General features: G+C 71.3%; 16 protein-coding genes. 2 read left to right on the forward strand and 14 right to left on the reverse strand.

Annotation, left to right across the window (positions count from 1 at the left end; translation table 11 throughout):
• Positions 1 to 9: 9 nt before the first annotated feature.
• A complete protein-coding gene (locus BMY07_RS08085; RefSeq protein ID WP_092775862.1) occupies positions 10 to 540 on the forward strand; it encodes a ferritin in 531 nt (176 codons plus the stop codon).
• A gap of 49 nt (positions 541 to 589) precedes the next feature.
• On the opposite strand, the gene BMY07_RS08090 is transcribed toward BMY07_RS08085, so the two are convergent.
• The 5 genes from BMY07_RS08090 to BMY07_RS08110 form a co-directional block, all read right to left on the reverse strand.
• Positions 590 to 1,375, reverse strand: coding sequence for a hypothetical protein (locus tag BMY07_RS08090; protein WP_143073396.1), 786 nt, complete (start codon positions 1,373 to 1,375; stop codon positions 590 to 592).
• Positions 1,376 to 1,380: 5 nt separating this feature from the next.
• Positions 1,381 to 1,911, reverse strand: coding sequence for a SigE family RNA polymerase sigma factor (locus tag BMY07_RS08095; RefSeq protein ID WP_092775868.1), 531 nt, complete (start codon positions 1,909 to 1,911; stop codon positions 1,381 to 1,383).
• Positions 1,912 to 1,916: 5 nt separating this feature from the next.
• A complete protein-coding gene (locus tag BMY07_RS08100) occupies positions 1,917 to 2,618 on the reverse strand; it encodes a hypothetical protein (RefSeq protein ID WP_092775871.1) in 702 nt (233 codons plus the stop codon).
• A gap of 100 nt (positions 2,619 to 2,718) precedes the next feature.
• Positions 2,719 to 3,054, reverse strand: a complete 336-nt coding sequence (locus tag BMY07_RS08105) for a DUF952 domain-containing protein (RefSeq protein ID WP_092775874.1) — start codon at positions 3,052 to 3,054, stop codon at positions 2,719 to 2,721.
• Entirely contained in the window at positions 3,051 to 4,001 is a 951-nt protein-coding gene (locus BMY07_RS08110; protein ID WP_092775877.1) for a DUF5926 family protein, read from the reverse strand. The genes BMY07_RS08105 and BMY07_RS08110 overlap by 4 nt, the downstream gene beginning before the upstream one ends.
• Positions 4,002 to 4,119: 118 nt before the next feature.
• Between BMY07_RS08110 and BMY07_RS08115 the strand changes: the two genes are divergently transcribed.
• Positions 4,120 to 5,283, forward strand: coding sequence for a cytochrome P450 (locus BMY07_RS08115; protein WP_177215489.1), 1,164 nt, complete (start codon positions 4,120 to 4,122; stop codon positions 5,281 to 5,283).
• A 7-nt stretch (positions 5,284 to 5,290) separates the two neighbouring features.
• Here BMY07_RS08115 and BMY07_RS08120 read toward each other — a convergent pair whose 3' ends face one another.
• From BMY07_RS08120 to BMY07_RS08160, 9 genes are all read right to left on the reverse strand, one after another.
• On the reverse strand, positions 5,291 to 6,181 hold the full coding sequence (locus BMY07_RS08120) for a DUF4328 domain-containing protein (protein ID WP_177215490.1): 891 nt from the start codon (positions 6,179 to 6,181) through the stop codon (positions 5,291 to 5,293).
• A 2-nt stretch (positions 6,182 to 6,183) separates the two neighbouring features.
• Positions 6,184 to 6,513 (reverse strand): rhodanese-like domain-containing protein, encoded by a 330-nt coding sequence (locus BMY07_RS08125; RefSeq protein WP_092775880.1) that lies wholly within the window; start codon positions 6,511 to 6,513, stop codon positions 6,184 to 6,186.
• A gap of 50 nt (positions 6,514 to 6,563) precedes the next feature.
• Positions 6,564 to 7,394, reverse strand: coding sequence for a hypothetical protein (locus BMY07_RS08130; RefSeq protein WP_092775883.1), 831 nt, complete (start codon positions 7,392 to 7,394; stop codon positions 6,564 to 6,566).
• Positions 7,394 to 7,888 carry a SigE family RNA polymerase sigma factor gene (locus BMY07_RS08135; RefSeq protein WP_177215491.1) on the reverse strand — a complete coding sequence of 165 codons (495 nt, stop codon included), beginning with the start codon at positions 7,886 to 7,888 and terminating at the stop codon, positions 7,394 to 7,396. Before BMY07_RS08135 ends, BMY07_RS08130 begins: the two co-directional genes overlap by 1 nt.
• A gap of 60 nt (positions 7,889 to 7,948) precedes the next feature.
• Positions 7,949 to 9,739, reverse strand: a complete 1,791-nt coding sequence (locus BMY07_RS08140; protein WP_092775886.1) for a sodium/solute symporter — start codon at positions 9,737 to 9,739, stop codon at positions 7,949 to 7,951.
• A 4-nt stretch (positions 9,740 to 9,743) separates the two neighbouring features.
• On the reverse strand, positions 9,744 to 10,130 hold the full coding sequence (locus BMY07_RS08145) for a hypothetical protein (RefSeq protein ID WP_092775888.1): 387 nt from the start codon (positions 10,128 to 10,130) through the stop codon (positions 9,744 to 9,746).
• Positions 10,127 to 10,936: a LytR/AlgR family response regulator transcription factor gene (locus BMY07_RS08150; RefSeq protein ID WP_092775891.1), complete on the reverse strand. Its 810-nt coding sequence runs from the start codon at positions 10,934 to 10,936 to the stop codon at positions 10,127 to 10,129. The genes BMY07_RS08145 and BMY07_RS08150 overlap by 4 nt, the downstream gene beginning before the upstream one ends.
• A 121-nt stretch (positions 10,937 to 11,057) precedes the next feature.
• Positions 11,058 to 11,927 (reverse strand): S49 family peptidase, encoded by an 870-nt coding sequence (locus tag BMY07_RS08155; protein WP_092775894.1) that lies wholly within the window; start codon positions 11,925 to 11,927, stop codon positions 11,058 to 11,060.
• A gap of 72 nt (positions 11,928 to 11,999) precedes the next feature.
• Positions 12,000 to 13,253: a GAF domain-containing sensor histidine kinase gene (locus BMY07_RS08160; RefSeq protein WP_092775896.1), complete on the reverse strand. Its 1,254-nt coding sequence runs from the start codon at positions 13,251 to 13,253 to the stop codon at positions 12,000 to 12,002.
• Positions 13,254 to 13,800 lie beyond the last annotated feature (547 nt).

A 13,800-nucleotide genomic window follows, 5' to 3' on the forward strand; every position in this document is an offset into this window, starting at 1 on the left:
TCCCATGGCATGACTTCCAAGTTCCACAAGCTGCTGCAGGTGCAGATCCGCAACGAGTTCGCCGCCTCCCAGCAGTACGTCGCGCTTGCGGTGTGGTTCGACGGCCAGGACCTCCCCCGCCTGGCCAAGCACTTCTACCGGCAGTCGCTGGAGGAGCGGAACCACGCGATGATGATCACTCAGTACCTGATGGACAACGACATCCCGGTGACCGTTCCCGGTGTCGACGAGGTGCGCAACGAGTTCGCGGACGCCGCCGAGCTGGTCACCCTCGCCCTGCAGCAGGAGCGGGCGGTGACCGACGAGATCGTCAACCTCGCCAAGGTCGCCCGCGACGAGGAGGACTACAAGGGCGAGCAGTTCATGCAGTGGTTCCTCAAGGAGCAGGTCGAGGAAGTGGCGTCGATGCGCACGCTGCTCACCATCGTCAAGCGCTCCAACGGCAACCTGTTCGACGTCGAGAGCCACCTCGCCCGCGAGCACGTCGGCGACAGCGGCACCGACCCGCTGGCCCCCCGCGTGGCCGGTGGCGCGCTCTGACCGCAGGTGAGGCGCGGGAGCAGCCCCCAGGCCCGCTCCCGCGCCTCGGCTACCCGAAGCACATCTGCTTGTCGGTGTAGAGCACGACCTCGTCCACCTTCGAGCCGCCGCCGAAGCCGAACGAGTAGACCTTCCCCTGGTCCAGCCGCACGATCCGGTACCCGTGCTGGTCGGTGGTGGCCGCCGGGTACGCGGTGCGGAACTCGGCCAGGGTCGAGCCGTGGCCGATGCCCTCCGGGGTGCGGGCGCCGTGCGGCGGGAAGATCGCGGTGACCCCGTCGGTCGCCGAGATGCCGACGCTGCCCTCGGGGTACCCCTTGAACGTGTAGTTCGTGCACTCCGGCGACCCGTTGTCCTGGCGGACCAGGTCCCCGGTGGCCTCCGCGTCGGCGATCGACATGCCGATCCGGATCTTGCCGAAGCCCGCGGGCCGCAGCTCGGGTACGGCGGGCGGCTTGACCACCGAGGTCGTCACCTTGCCGGTGGACGTGGACGGCTTGGTAGTCCCCGCGGTGCCGCCCGCCGAGTTCGACCCGGTGCGGTCCGGCGGCACGGCGACGGAACTCGGGGTGGTCGTCACCTTGAGCGTGGCCGACATCGTGGGCACGACCTGCTGGCCGGGCGGCGACGACGAGCTGTTCGTCATCCCGCTGAGCACCACCCCGCCCGCCACCAGCACGGCCACGGTCAGCGCGCCCCCCGCCGCCACCACCGCGTGCCGCCGCTTGCGCCGCCTGCCCGCCCCGGTCACCACCGCGTCGGTCGCACCCGGGCGGACCGGGACGTCCAACCGCTCGTCGGCGAACAACCTGCGCAGCTCGTCGTCGATGTCCATGCCCATCACCTGCCCTCCGCGGAAGCACCCAGCCGCGTTCGTAGTGTCCCCATCGCCTTGCTGGCCTGGCTCTTCACCGTCCCGGCGCTGACGCCGAGGGTGTGCGCGATCTCCGCCTCGGAGAGGCCCTCGTAGTACCGCAGCACGACCACCGCCCGCTGCTTGGCGGGCAACGACCGCAGCGCCTGCCACAGCGGCTCGTCCTCGAAGGCGTACCGCACCCGGTCGGCCGGGGCCTCCGGGATCTCGGCGACCAGGTTCTCCCTGCGGGTGCGCCGCCACCGGCTGACGTGCGCGTTGGCCATCGACCGGCGGGTGTAGGCGAGCGGGTCGCCCGCCTTGCGCACCACCGACGACCACCGCGACCCGATCTTCTCCAGCACACCCTGCACCAGGTCCGCCGCGTCGTGGGGGTTGCCGGTGAGGGCGTGCCCGTAGCGCAGCAGACCGGGCATGGCGCCTGCGACGAAGTCCGCGAACTCGTCCATCCCCACGTTCTCCCCCTGAAGATCGCGTTCCGCGATGATCTCGATCATCGCACTCACGACACGCAGACCTCGTGCTGGCTGCGCAGGGAGAACGCCACGACCTTGCCGTCGACGACGGCGAAGTCGTACCGGTTGCCCGAGTGCCCGGGGACCGCGGTCACCTGGTGCGACCCCGGCCAGCCCTGCTTCAGGTTCGGGTAGGCGCGCTTGACCTCGGCCGAGGTCGATCCGACGCCGATGCCCTCGGGCGTGTGCGCGCCGCCGTAGCCGAAGATGAGCGAGACCCCGTACTGGTCGGAGATCCCCACGGCACCGGCGCCCTCGACCTGACCGGGGGCGTCGTGGGCACGGCACTCCGGGCTGCCCCCGCCCACCGGCTCGCTCAGGATGCGGCCGGTCGCGACCGCCTCCCGCTGGGACATGCCGATCTTGAGCGTGCCGTAGCCGTCCGGCCCGAGGACCGGCCCGCTCTTGGCCTGCGGCCTCGGCTTGGCGGCCTGCTGCTTGACCGGTGCGTTCGGCTGCGCGGCGGGAGCGGTCGTGGCGGTGACCTGGGCAGGCGCGGGCTCGGCCGCGGTGGTCGACGGCGTGCTCGACGGCGTGCTCGACGGCGTGCTCGACGGCGTGCTCGACGGCGCCGTGGTCGGGCTGGGCGCGGCCGCCGGCACCGGGTCACCGCTGCACGCGGCGAGCAGGAACCCGGAGGCGACGGCGGAGATCAGCAAACCCTTGTGCAGCAACGACTTCCTGGACATCCGAGTTCCCCCTCGATGGTGCGGCAGGCCCCTCCAGCCGCTGACACCAAGAGCACGCGGAGCCCCGGAAACCGGTTGCCGTGCGTTACACCACCGTTATCTACCGCTGCGCCAACGCCGCGGGGAGCTCGAACGTGCCGTCCGGGCCAGGGGGGAACTCGTGCACGCCGACCACCGCCGAGGCGGGGATCGGCCCGTACACGTGCGGGAACCACGGCCCGCCCGGGATCGGCGGCGACCCGGCCTCCCAGCGCAGGGGGACGCCCAAGCGGGCCGGATCGACTTCCAGCAACAGCAAGTCGGTCCGGCCCGCGAACAGGCGATCGGCGGGCAGGTGCACGGTTCCGGGGTCGGAGCAGTGCACGAACTCGTCGCCGTCGAGTGGGGTGATCTCGTCGGCAGGCCAGCCCGCGGTGGTGACGATGTGCAGGATCACCGGATGGTGATCTGCCGACCGAGCAGACCGTCGCGGGCGCGGCGCTCGTCGGAGGTCAGCGGCTCGTCGGCCAGGGAGGCGAGCGCGGCGTCCAGGCGGGTGCCGAGCTGCTCGACGGCCTCGGTCCACTCGCGGGCGTGCGACTCGCGGTCGAGGTCCCACACCGGCACGAGCAGGCCGTGCGCGCGGAACGAGCCCGCGTACCGGGAACCCTCCCCGAGGGCGAGCTCACCACGGGCGTGCAGCCGGGCCAGCGCCGCGAGCAACTCCTCCTCGGGCTCCGGGCGCACCCAGCGCAGGTGCGCCTTGTCGCCCGCGTCGACCCAGTACGCGGCCGGGCCGATGCGCTCGGTGGGCAGGATGGCGCTGTTGGCGCGCTCCAGCGACAGGGCGACCTCACCGCTGGGCTCGCTGCCCTCGGGCATCCACCAGGAGAAGTCGCTGTGCACCGTGGCGTCGAGCGGCGCGTCGAGGTCCACCAGGTCCTGCAGGCGCTCCGGCTTGTCGCCCGCGTCGGTGTCGGGGCCGACCACGGTCAGCACGTCACCCGCCTCGGCGGTCAGCGCCCACCGAACGGCGCGGGCCAGGTCGCGGCTGATGTCGCTGGACCGGGTCTGCACCTGCAACCCGACGTAGGCGACACCATCGGCGCGGACCAGCGCGGCGGCGGCCATCGGCAGCACGGTGGCGAGCGTGATCTCGCGCTCCTGGCCGACCAGCGGCAGCACGGCGGTGCCGGAGGGCACGAACTCGCGCAGCGCGATCAGCTCGCGCTCACCGGCGAGCCCCTCGAACGGCCGCGCGACGGCGACCTCGACCGCGCCACCCGCCGACCCGTGGCACGCCTTGTAGCGCTTGCCCGACCCGCACGGACACGGCTGGCGGGGACCGATGCCGGAGGCGTCCGGCGCCTTGGCCTTGCTCTTCACGGCGGATCGCCTGGACATCGGGCTGCTCCTCGTCGACCTGGGATGCGGTGTGCGCCGACGCTACCCAACCCCGTCAGCCCCCCGGCGACCACACCCCTTAGTCCTTACGCTGACCGACAGGAAGGGGTGACCAGTGATGGTGTTCGACCTGGCTGATCCAGCCTTCATCGATGACCCTTACCCGGTCTTCGCTTCACTGCGTGCCGAGAGAGAAGTCCACTGGCACGAGCAGTTGGGCCTACCGGTGGCGTTGTCCCACGCGGCTTGTTCGGCGGTACTTCGCGACCGCGGGCTGGGGCGGTTGTGGAAGGACAAGGAGCCGGTGTCCGCGTTCGCGGCCTTCAACATGCTGCACCGGAACTCGCTGCTGGAGAACGAACCGCCTACGCACACCCGGCTCCGGCGGCTGGTGTCGGCGGCGTTCGGGCGCGGGCACACCGAGCGGCTGCGGCCCGTGGTGGAGGCGTTGGCCGATCGGCTGGTGGCGGACCTGGCGGCGCGGATCACCGCTGACGGGTCGGCTGACCTGCTGGAACACGTCGCGGGGCCGCTGCCGGTCGAGGTGATCGGGGAGCTGCTGGGGGTGCCGCCGTCGGATCGCGGGCTGCTGCAGCCGTGGTCGAACACGATCGTGAAGATGTACGAGTACGGGCTGCCCGCGGACCAGGCCGCCACGGCGGAACGGGCGTCCGGGGAGTTCGCCGCGTACCTGCGCACGCTGACCTCGCGCCCCGGCCTGATCAGCGACCTGGTGGCCGTGCGCGACGGGACCGACCGGCTGACCGACGACGAACTCGTCGCCACCGGCGTCCTGCTGCTGATGGCGGGCCACGAGGCCACCGTCAACGTCATCGGCAACGGCGTCCTGGCCCTGCTCCGCCACCGCGACCAGTGGGACCTCCTGGTGTCCACACCGGACCTGGTGCCCAGCGCCGTCGAGGAACTCCTGCGCTACGACTCCCCGCTGCAACTGTTCGAGCGCACCGCCACCACCGAGGTCACCGTCGCAGGCCACACCATCACCCCCGGCACCAAGATCGCCGCCCTCCTCGGCGCCGCCGCCCGAGACCCCGCCGCCTTCCCCTCCCCGGACCGCCTCGACATCACCAGAACCCCCAACCCCCACCTCTCCTTCGGCGCAGGAATCCACTACTGCGTCGGGGCTCCACTGGCCCGGGTGGAAGTCGCGGCGGCTCTACGCGCGCTCACCACACAGCTGCCGCACCTACGGCTGGCGGCGGAACCCGTGCGTCGCCCGGAGTTCGTGATCCGAGGCCTGCGCAGCCTGCTGGTCCACTGAGGACAGCTCAGCGGCTGGCGGTGGTGGGGCGGGGTGCGCGGGTGGGAGCGGCCGCGGTCTCGACGCGGACTACGCGGAGGCGGCGGACTGATGAGGGGACGATGGGGGCCAGCAGGAGTGAGAGCCGGTCCACGACGCGGATGGTCAGGATGGCTGTGGCGGCGGCGGCGAGGTTGGTGGCCGCGGTGAGCAGGACGCCGTCGGCTTGGGCTTGGGCTGAGTCCTGGAGGCGCCAGAGGAGGGTGGTGGCGAAGAGGAGACCGCTGGCGGACCAGGTGAGCCACCACGTGATGAGCAGGGGGCTCGGGCGCGGACGGCCTGCGGCGGGGCGGCGGAGGATGGCGTGTTCGAGTTCCGCCAGGACCGCGCCGGGGACGACCAGGTTGACGCCGGGGACCAGGATGCCGGGGACGAGGTGCCAGTCCGGGCGGGCGGGGGTGTAGCCCGCGGTCTCCGCTGCGGCGTCGCGGGCGGCGTGGAGCCACCAGATCACCGTGGTCACGCTGATGATCCCGGCCGCGATGGACAGGACCGAGCCGGTCGTGACCAGGCTGTCCGACCACTGGACCACGCCACGCGACAGCGCCCCGGTGCGGCTCTCCAGCAGCAGCACGTACCGCCAGATCTCCGCGCCAGCCGCGATCACGGCCACCGCAGCCAGCAACCACAGCGCCGACGCCGCGAAACGAGCCCGGCCACGGACCCGTTCGACCGCCGCGGGCGCCTCGTCCGCGACCCCGACGACGGCAGTCGGCCAGCGCCAGGCCAAGGCCGGGAAGCCCCACCTGGGTGGGGTGCGGTAGCGCGGTGGGCCGAGGTAGGGCAAGCGGAGACGCGGGGGCTCCGGTGCCCGCTGCGTGGGCGGTGGGGTCGCCACCCACTCGTAGCCCTGGTACACGGCTAGATGACCTGCGGGTCCTGGCCGGACGAGCTGACCACCGGCTGCCCGAGCGCCGACCAGGTCTGCATGCCGCCGTCGACGTTGACCGCGTCCCAGCCGTTGCCGTTGAGGTACTGGGTGACGCGCGCGGAGCGGCCACCGGAGCGGCAGATCACGAAGACCTGGCCGTCCGCGGGCAGCTCGTCGAGCCGGGCCGCCAGCTCGCCCATCGGGATGTGCCGGGCGGTCGGCGCGTGCCCGGCGTCCCACTCGTCCTGCTCGCGCACGTCGAGGAGGGTGGCGTCGGCGGGGATGGCGTCGACGGTGGCGGTGGGCACGCTGGAAGGCATCACAGTCGTTGATGCTGCCACGCCCGGGCGTAGGACGCGGGTGAAGGGTCTCACGCGGCGGCGACCCAGGCCGCGACCTGGGCCAGCTGCGCCTCGGTCATCGGCAGCGTCGTGCGGCCGGGCAGCCGCTCGGCGCCGTCCGCGGTCTGCCGGAGGTGGACCGAGCCGAAGCTGCGGACCTCCAGCACCACCAGCGACCCGTTGGGCCGGAAGATCCGGGCGCGCATGGTCAGCGTCACGTACGGCTCGGACGGCACCTCCGGGTAGACCTGCACGACAGTGCCGTCCTGGGTGACGAGCCGCTTCGGTGGTTCGCAGTTGCTGTCGGTGAAGGCCAACGCGTCCGCGAACGAGGTAGGGCTACCGGTGAAGATGGCGCTACGGACGGCGAGACTGCCCACGCCGTTCGTGTCAGTCAGGTCCAGGTCGGCCAGAGTGCCCGAGGTGCCGCCGGTCAGCGCGTCCCAGTAGCCGATCTTCGTCTTGGACAGCACCTTGCTGACCGCCGTTCGGGTGACCCCGAGCACGGCGCCGGACACCTCCCCGTAGCCGACCTGCGGCTCCCCGGTGACCGGGCAGACGTACCGCGGCGGCCCCCCGCCGTTCCACAGGCGCGGCGTGGTCGAGGGCCGCAGGTCGACCCGCGGCCAGTCCGCCTCGCTCGGCAACAACCGCAACACGGCAGGCGGCATCTGCGCGCCCTGCAACCAGGACAACGACCCCGTGATCAAGCCGACCACCAGCACCATGATCGTGGACGTCTTGGCCGCCCGCACGTAGACCAACCGCCTGCCACGCCGGACGACCTCCTCCAGCGAGGTGGTGCCCGCGGGGGCGGGACCTGCCAGGAGATCGCGCAGCGCGTGTTCGTCGACGGACATCAGGCGCTCCTCGTGCTCTCCGGGTAGGCGGCCCGCAGCGCGGCGAGGCCCCGCGCGGTCTGGCTCTTCACGGTGCCCGGTGAACACCCGAGCGTGGCCGCGACCTCCTCGACCGACAGGTCGGCGACGAACCGCAGCACCAGAACGGCGCGTTGCCCGGGCGGCACCCCCAGTAGAGCCGCCCGGAGAACGTCGCGCTCCGGTGCCGCGAACTCCCCGCAGACCGGCGTGTCCGGCACCTCGGCGACACTGTGCTCGCGGGCCCGCCCGCGGCGTTTCGTGTCGAGGAAGGTCCTGGTCAGGACCGTGCGCAGGTACGCGTCGGCGGTCTCCAGCCGAACCTTCGGCCACCGCGCGTAGACCTTCACGAACGACTCCTGGGCCAGTTCCTCCGCCAGTGACCAGTTCCCGCACAGGGCGTGCGCGATCCGGCGGTAGGTGTCGAAGCGAGCCGAGAAGAACTCGGCGAACTCCTCGTCGCGAACCCGCAGCACCCCGCGCCCTCCCCCGGTCTCACCCGCACATACGCGGCAACCGGACCGGGGGTTGCACGGTCAGCGCCGGTGTCGTCCGTTCGCCAGCCGGGTGTGCTCCTGGACGGTGCCGAACCGGGCGATGTCGCGGTCGCGGATGAAGCCGAGCCGGTCCGGGGCGTGCATGCGCAGCCTGGTGCGGTTGGTGTCCGGCGGGACGCGGCTCTGGGTGGCCTTGCTGGTGATCACGACGACCAGGAACGCGACCGGCACGGTGACCAGCGCGGGTTGCAGCAGGAACGACGGTGCCCAGCCGCCGGTGTAGCCGCTGACCGTGGTGAGCACGATCGAGGTCAGCACCATGCTGCCGCCGACGACCATGCCCGCGGCCGCCCCGACCCAGGTGATCTTGCGCCACCAGATGCCGAGCAGCAGCACCGGCGAGAACGTGGACGCGGCCAGCGCGAAGGTCAGCCCGATGCTCAGCGAGATGTCGCTCGGCCGCAGCACCAGCGCCAACGCCAACGGCACCCCGCCCGCGAGCGCCGTGCCGAACCGGAAGTCGCGCACGCGGCCCTTGAGGATGTCGGTCGACAACACGCCCGCGACGCTCACCACGAGCCCGGACGAGGTCGACAGGAACGCGGCGAACGCGCCTGCCGCGGTAACCGCGCCGAGGATCTCCCCCAGCGTGTTAGGCGCGATCTTCAGCGGTAGCGCCAACACCGCCGCGTCAGTCCTACCGGCCACCAACAACTCCGGCGCGTACACCCGGGACAGGGCGCCGATCAGGATCGGGAACACGTAGAACAGGCCCAGCAGCAGCAGCACGTGCAGCGTCGTGCGGCGCGCGGCCTTGCCGTCCGGGTTCGTGTAGAACCGCACCAGCACGTGCGGCAGCCCCATCGTGCCCAGGAACAGGCCGATGATCAGCGAGTACGTGGTGAACAGGTCGCCGGTCCCGGTGACCGGCCGCAGCCAGGACGCGTTGTCGAGCACCGCGGGGTGCACCACCGGCGTCTCGCTGCCCGACGAGAACCGCAGCTCCGTGCCCTCGTCGACCGGGTGGTCACCCGGGCCCCAGTAGGTCGGACCGGTGACGGCCGTGCCGTGCACCCGGCCGTTCGCCCACAGCAGCACGCCGTCCTTGACCTGGAGCACCACGTCGGTCTCGACGGTGACCACGGCGTCGCGGGTGAACCGGGGCGGCAGCGGTTCCGACAGCCCGGTCGCGCCCAGGCCGCTCACCCCGCCCTGGCTGAAGAACAGCACGCACAGGATGAAGGTCGGCGCGGCGATGGCGAACAGCTTGAGCCAGTACTGGAAGGCCTGCACCAGCGTCACCGCGCGCATGCCGCCGCCGAAGACGTTCACGATCACCAGCACCGCGACCAGCGCCGACCCGATCCAGCTGGGCACCGAGGGCAGGATCTGGTGCACGGTCAGCCCGGCGCCCTGGAACTGCGGCACCAGGTAGAGGATCCCGATGAACACCACGGTCGCGGTGGCGAGCCTGCGCAGACCCGCCGACCCGAGCCGGGCCTCGCAGAAGTCGGGCAGCGTGTAGGCACCGGAGCGGCGCAGCGGCGCGGCGACGAACAGCATCAGCACCAGGTAGCCCGCGGTGAAGCCGATCGGGTACCACAGCGCGTCGGCGCCGTCCTTGAGCACGAGCCCGGCGACGCCGAGGAACGACGCCGCCGACAGGTACTCCCCCGACACCGCCGCCGCGTTGCGCCGCGACCGCACCGTGCGCCGGGCGACCAGGAAGTCCTGGGTGGTGCTGGCCAGCCGGGAACTGCGGAACCCGAGGGAGAAGGTGACCAGGCTGACCAGGCCGATCGCCACCACGGCCCACGGGTTCAGCTCCACCGCGTCACTTCTCGACCATGTCGACGAAGTCGCGCTCGTTGCGCTCGGCCACCAGGTTGTACCAGTAGCCGATGGCGAACAGGACCGGGAACGGCAGCACGCCCAGCAGCAGCCAGGGCAGCGAGACGCCTGCGAACTCCACGTCGGAGAGCTCGGGGAACAGGTAGAAGGCCAGCGGCAGCGCGCCGAAGAGCAGCATGGTGCCGATCGCGAACTTCACCGCGTCCTTGAACTGGGTGCGGATGAACGAGCGGACGACCTCCTCGGCCCAGCTGGTCTGCTCCTCCAGCTCGACCACGGTGCGCAGCACGGTGACCGGCGCGCGCGAGTCGGCGAGGACGACCTTCTTGCGCCGGGGTCTCGGCGCGGGTGAGTCGCCGGGCCCGTTCACGCGCCGCCGCCCCGGACGAGCCGGTCCTTGAGCTCGCGGGTGTGCCTGCGGCTGACCGGCAGCACCTTCTCCTCGTGCCCGATCACCACCGAGTAGCCCGACCCGCCCATCCGCAGCTCGGTGATCAGCGAGATCGGCACCAGGTAGGAGCGGTGGATGCGCACGAACCCGGCCTTCTCCCAGCGCTCCTCCAGCTGCGCGAGCGGGATGCGCACCAGGTGCGAGCCGTCGGAGGTGTAGAGCCTGGCGTAGTCGCCCTGCGCCTCGACCCAGCGCACCGACGCCCGCGACACCAGCTTCGTGGTGCCCGCCAGCTCGACCGGGATGACCTCGTCGTCGCGCTGCTCGGGCACCGGGTTCTGGCTGCCGCCGCCGTTCTGGTGGATCTTGGCGAGCACCCGCTCCATGGCCTTGTCGATGCGCGGCTGCTCGGCGGGCTTGAGCAGGTAGTCGACCGCGCCCAGCTCGAACGCCGCGACCGCCTCGTGGCTGTGCGCGGTGACGAACACCAGGATCGGCGCGGGCTTGAACCCGGCCAGGACCTTGGCCAGCTCCATGCCGGTCAACCCGGGCATGTCGAGGTCGGCGAAGACCGCGTCGACGACCGAGAGGCCCTGGTCCTTGCGGCCTGCCAGCTCCGGGTCGTCGCCGGAGAGCAGCAGCAGCGCCTCGGTCGCGTCGAACGCGGACAGGACCCGGCGCACGTGCCGGTTGCCGTTGAGCCGCTCGACCAGCACGTCCATGCCCGCCTTCTCGTCGTCGACGGCGAGGACGACGAGTCCGGGGCTGTTGTTCGCAGTACTCACGGGTCAACGCAATCTTGGCGAGTGGTCGGTGGGGGATCCATGGGCGGTGCGCCCGTCCACAGGGTGAAGCATTCCGCGCGATTGTGACAGGGCCGTCACCGTTCGCGCACCCCCGCCCGCTCTAGAGGCCGAACCTGGACCAGGTCGCCCTGGCCTCCAGGGCCTGCACCGCGGCCAGCACTCTGTCCGAAGTGGACGCCAGCACGGCCGGTCCGCCCGCCAGGCCGAGCCGGGCCAGCAGCGCCCGCTTCGGTTCGGCCACCGAGATCTCCGCGGTCGGGAACCGCTCGGCGATGACCGAGCGCAGGCTGCCGAGCCCGTCGACCAGACCGAGTTCCAGCGCGCGCCGACCGGTCCAGACCTCGCCGGAGAACAGGTCGGTGTCGCCGCCGTTGAGCCGGTCGCCCCTGCGCTCGCGCACCCAGCCTGCGAACTGGTCGTGCAGGTCGCCGAGCTGGCCCTCCAGCCAGTGCACGTCCTCGTCGCGCTCGGGCAGGAACGGGTCGAGCCGCACCTTGCGCGTCCCCGCGGTGTGCACCCTGCGCTCGACGCCGAACCGCTCGATCAGCCCCACCAGCCCGAACCCGGACGACACCACCCCGATCGACCCGACCAGCGACGACGAGTGCGCGAAGATCTCGTCACCCGCGCAGGCCAGCAGGCACCCACCGGAGGCGGCCACGTCCTCGCAGAAGGCCAGCACCGGCACGCTCTTCTTGGCGGCGAGCTCCCTGACCCGCTCGGAGACCAGCGCGGACTGGGTCGGCGCGCCACCGGGCGAGTTCACCGCCAACGCGACCGCCACCAGCCGGTCGTGGTCGAACGCCCTGGTCAACGCCGATTCGACGGTGGTCGTGTTGATCGCCCCCCGGGCGATCGGCGACGGCGACGGGGTGATCACGCCGTGCAGCCGCACCACCGCGACCACCGGTGCGCGGTCCCCGCGCTCGCCGATGCGGGGCAGCCTCGCCAGCTTCTCGGTCACGCTCATACCGCGCAACCCTACGTCCGCCCAGCTGAGAACGGCGTGTGACCAGGCCCGGAGTGTCGCCGGGCCCGGGGGTCACGGCGGGGGGAGGTGACCGTTGGGGCTGTCGTCGTCGGGGTGGTCGTCACCGGCGAAGTTGGGCAGGTCGGGCCGGACCCCGGGGAAGTACTTCGGCACCCGCAGGGTCACCTTCATCCCGGCACCCGGCGCGGTCTCGACCATCAGCGCGTAGTCGTCGCCGAACACCTGCCGCATCCGGTAGTTGATGTTGCCGACGCCGACGTGCGCCCCGCTCTTGTGCGCGTCCCGCAGGTCCTCGAACAACCGGTCGGCGTCCATCCCGACCCCGTCGTCCTCGATCGTGATCAGCGCCTCGTTGCCGTTGTCGTGCGCGAACACGCTGACCGTCCCACCCCCCGGCTTCTTCGCGATCCCGTGCCGCACCGCGTTCTCCACCAGCGGTTGCAGCACCAGGAACGGCACCACCACCGACTGCACCTCCGGCGCGATCCTGAGCCGGACGCTCAGCCGCTCGCCGTACCGGGCGCACTCGATGGTCAGGTACCGGTCGATGTTGCTGAGCTCATCGGCGAGGGTCGCGAACATCCCGTTGGACCGGAAGGAATACCGCGTGAAGGCCGCGAAGTCCTGCAACAACTCTCGAGACTGCTCGGGGTCGGTGCGGATAAGAGAGGAGATGGTGTTGAGCGTGTTGTAGATGAAGTGCGGCGAGATCTGGGCTCTAAGCGCACGCAACTCCGCTTGCGCCAACTGCTGCTTGGACTCGTCGAGCTTGGCCAGCTCTAACTGGATGCACAGGAACCGCGCGACCTCATCCGCCGCCCGGATCATCCGCTTCCCGTCGACCCCACCGACGACGATCAACGCACCCTCGACCTGCCCGTCGATGATCAGCGGCACGATGACGGCGGTCCGCATCGGGCAACTGCCCCGGCGCCTGCACTGCAGGTTCTCGTGCTGGACGTGCGCCCGGTGCCCCTCCCGCACGGCCTCGACGATCTGCTCCTCGAGATCGGCGTAGTGCTCGTTGGCCTGCCCGTCCCAGGACAGCAACCGCCCATCACGGTCGGAGATCCCCACGGCGACGCACTTGAGCATCTCCAGCAGATGGGTCGTGGCCTGATCCGCCGCCTGCTCGGTGAGCCCGTTGCGCAGTTCGGGAGCGGCCTTCGACAGGCGCTGCACGGTGTCCAGGACGGCGTCGTGCACCGAACCCGCCTTGCGCGGCCTGCAGAGGAAGACGAAGAGCCCGAGCACGATCAACGTCGCCACAACACCGACGAACGCGCGCTCGGTCAGGAAGTCCACCTGGTCATGCTCCCGGTTGGCCGCAGGGCGGGACAAGGACGGGGTCAAGGTACCTGGGGGGTGTGCGGCTCTGGGTCTCGGCTTCGTTGGGGCCGGGGACGGCTCGCCTTCGGCATTGCGTTGGGGCGCGAGTTTCGAGCTGTGCTCGATGGGGTGGACTTGTTTTGCGCGGGGCCCCGACAGCACCCGTGGCAGAACCACAAAGCAGGGGCCGAAAAGCAGGCCCTGCCGCGTGGACGACGCTACGGGCACTGCTCCCCCACACAAAACAAGTCCACCCCATCGAGCAGTTGGCACCAGCGACTCCAAGGAGCGCGTGGTTGGCCAACGTCTGTGAAGGCCGGGTGGAGATCATCGTCGCCAAGTCCACCAGCTCGGACCAGCCGCTTCGAGCCGACGATCCTCCAGCGCGGGGACCTGTCCACAACCCCGTCAACCATCCACAGACCCCGGCCAAGCCCTATTGACAGATCGTCCTGGTCGATAGGTTCAGAGATGGGGCCCCGGGCCCCGGGAGGGTGGGCCCCCGGAGCAGAGTTGATCTTGA

Origin of the sequence: Actinokineospora terrae (assembly GCF_900111175.1) — a bacterium.
In the GTDB taxonomy this organism is placed as follows: domain Bacteria; phylum Actinomycetota; class Actinomycetes; order Mycobacteriales; family Pseudonocardiaceae; genus Actinokineospora; species Actinokineospora terrae.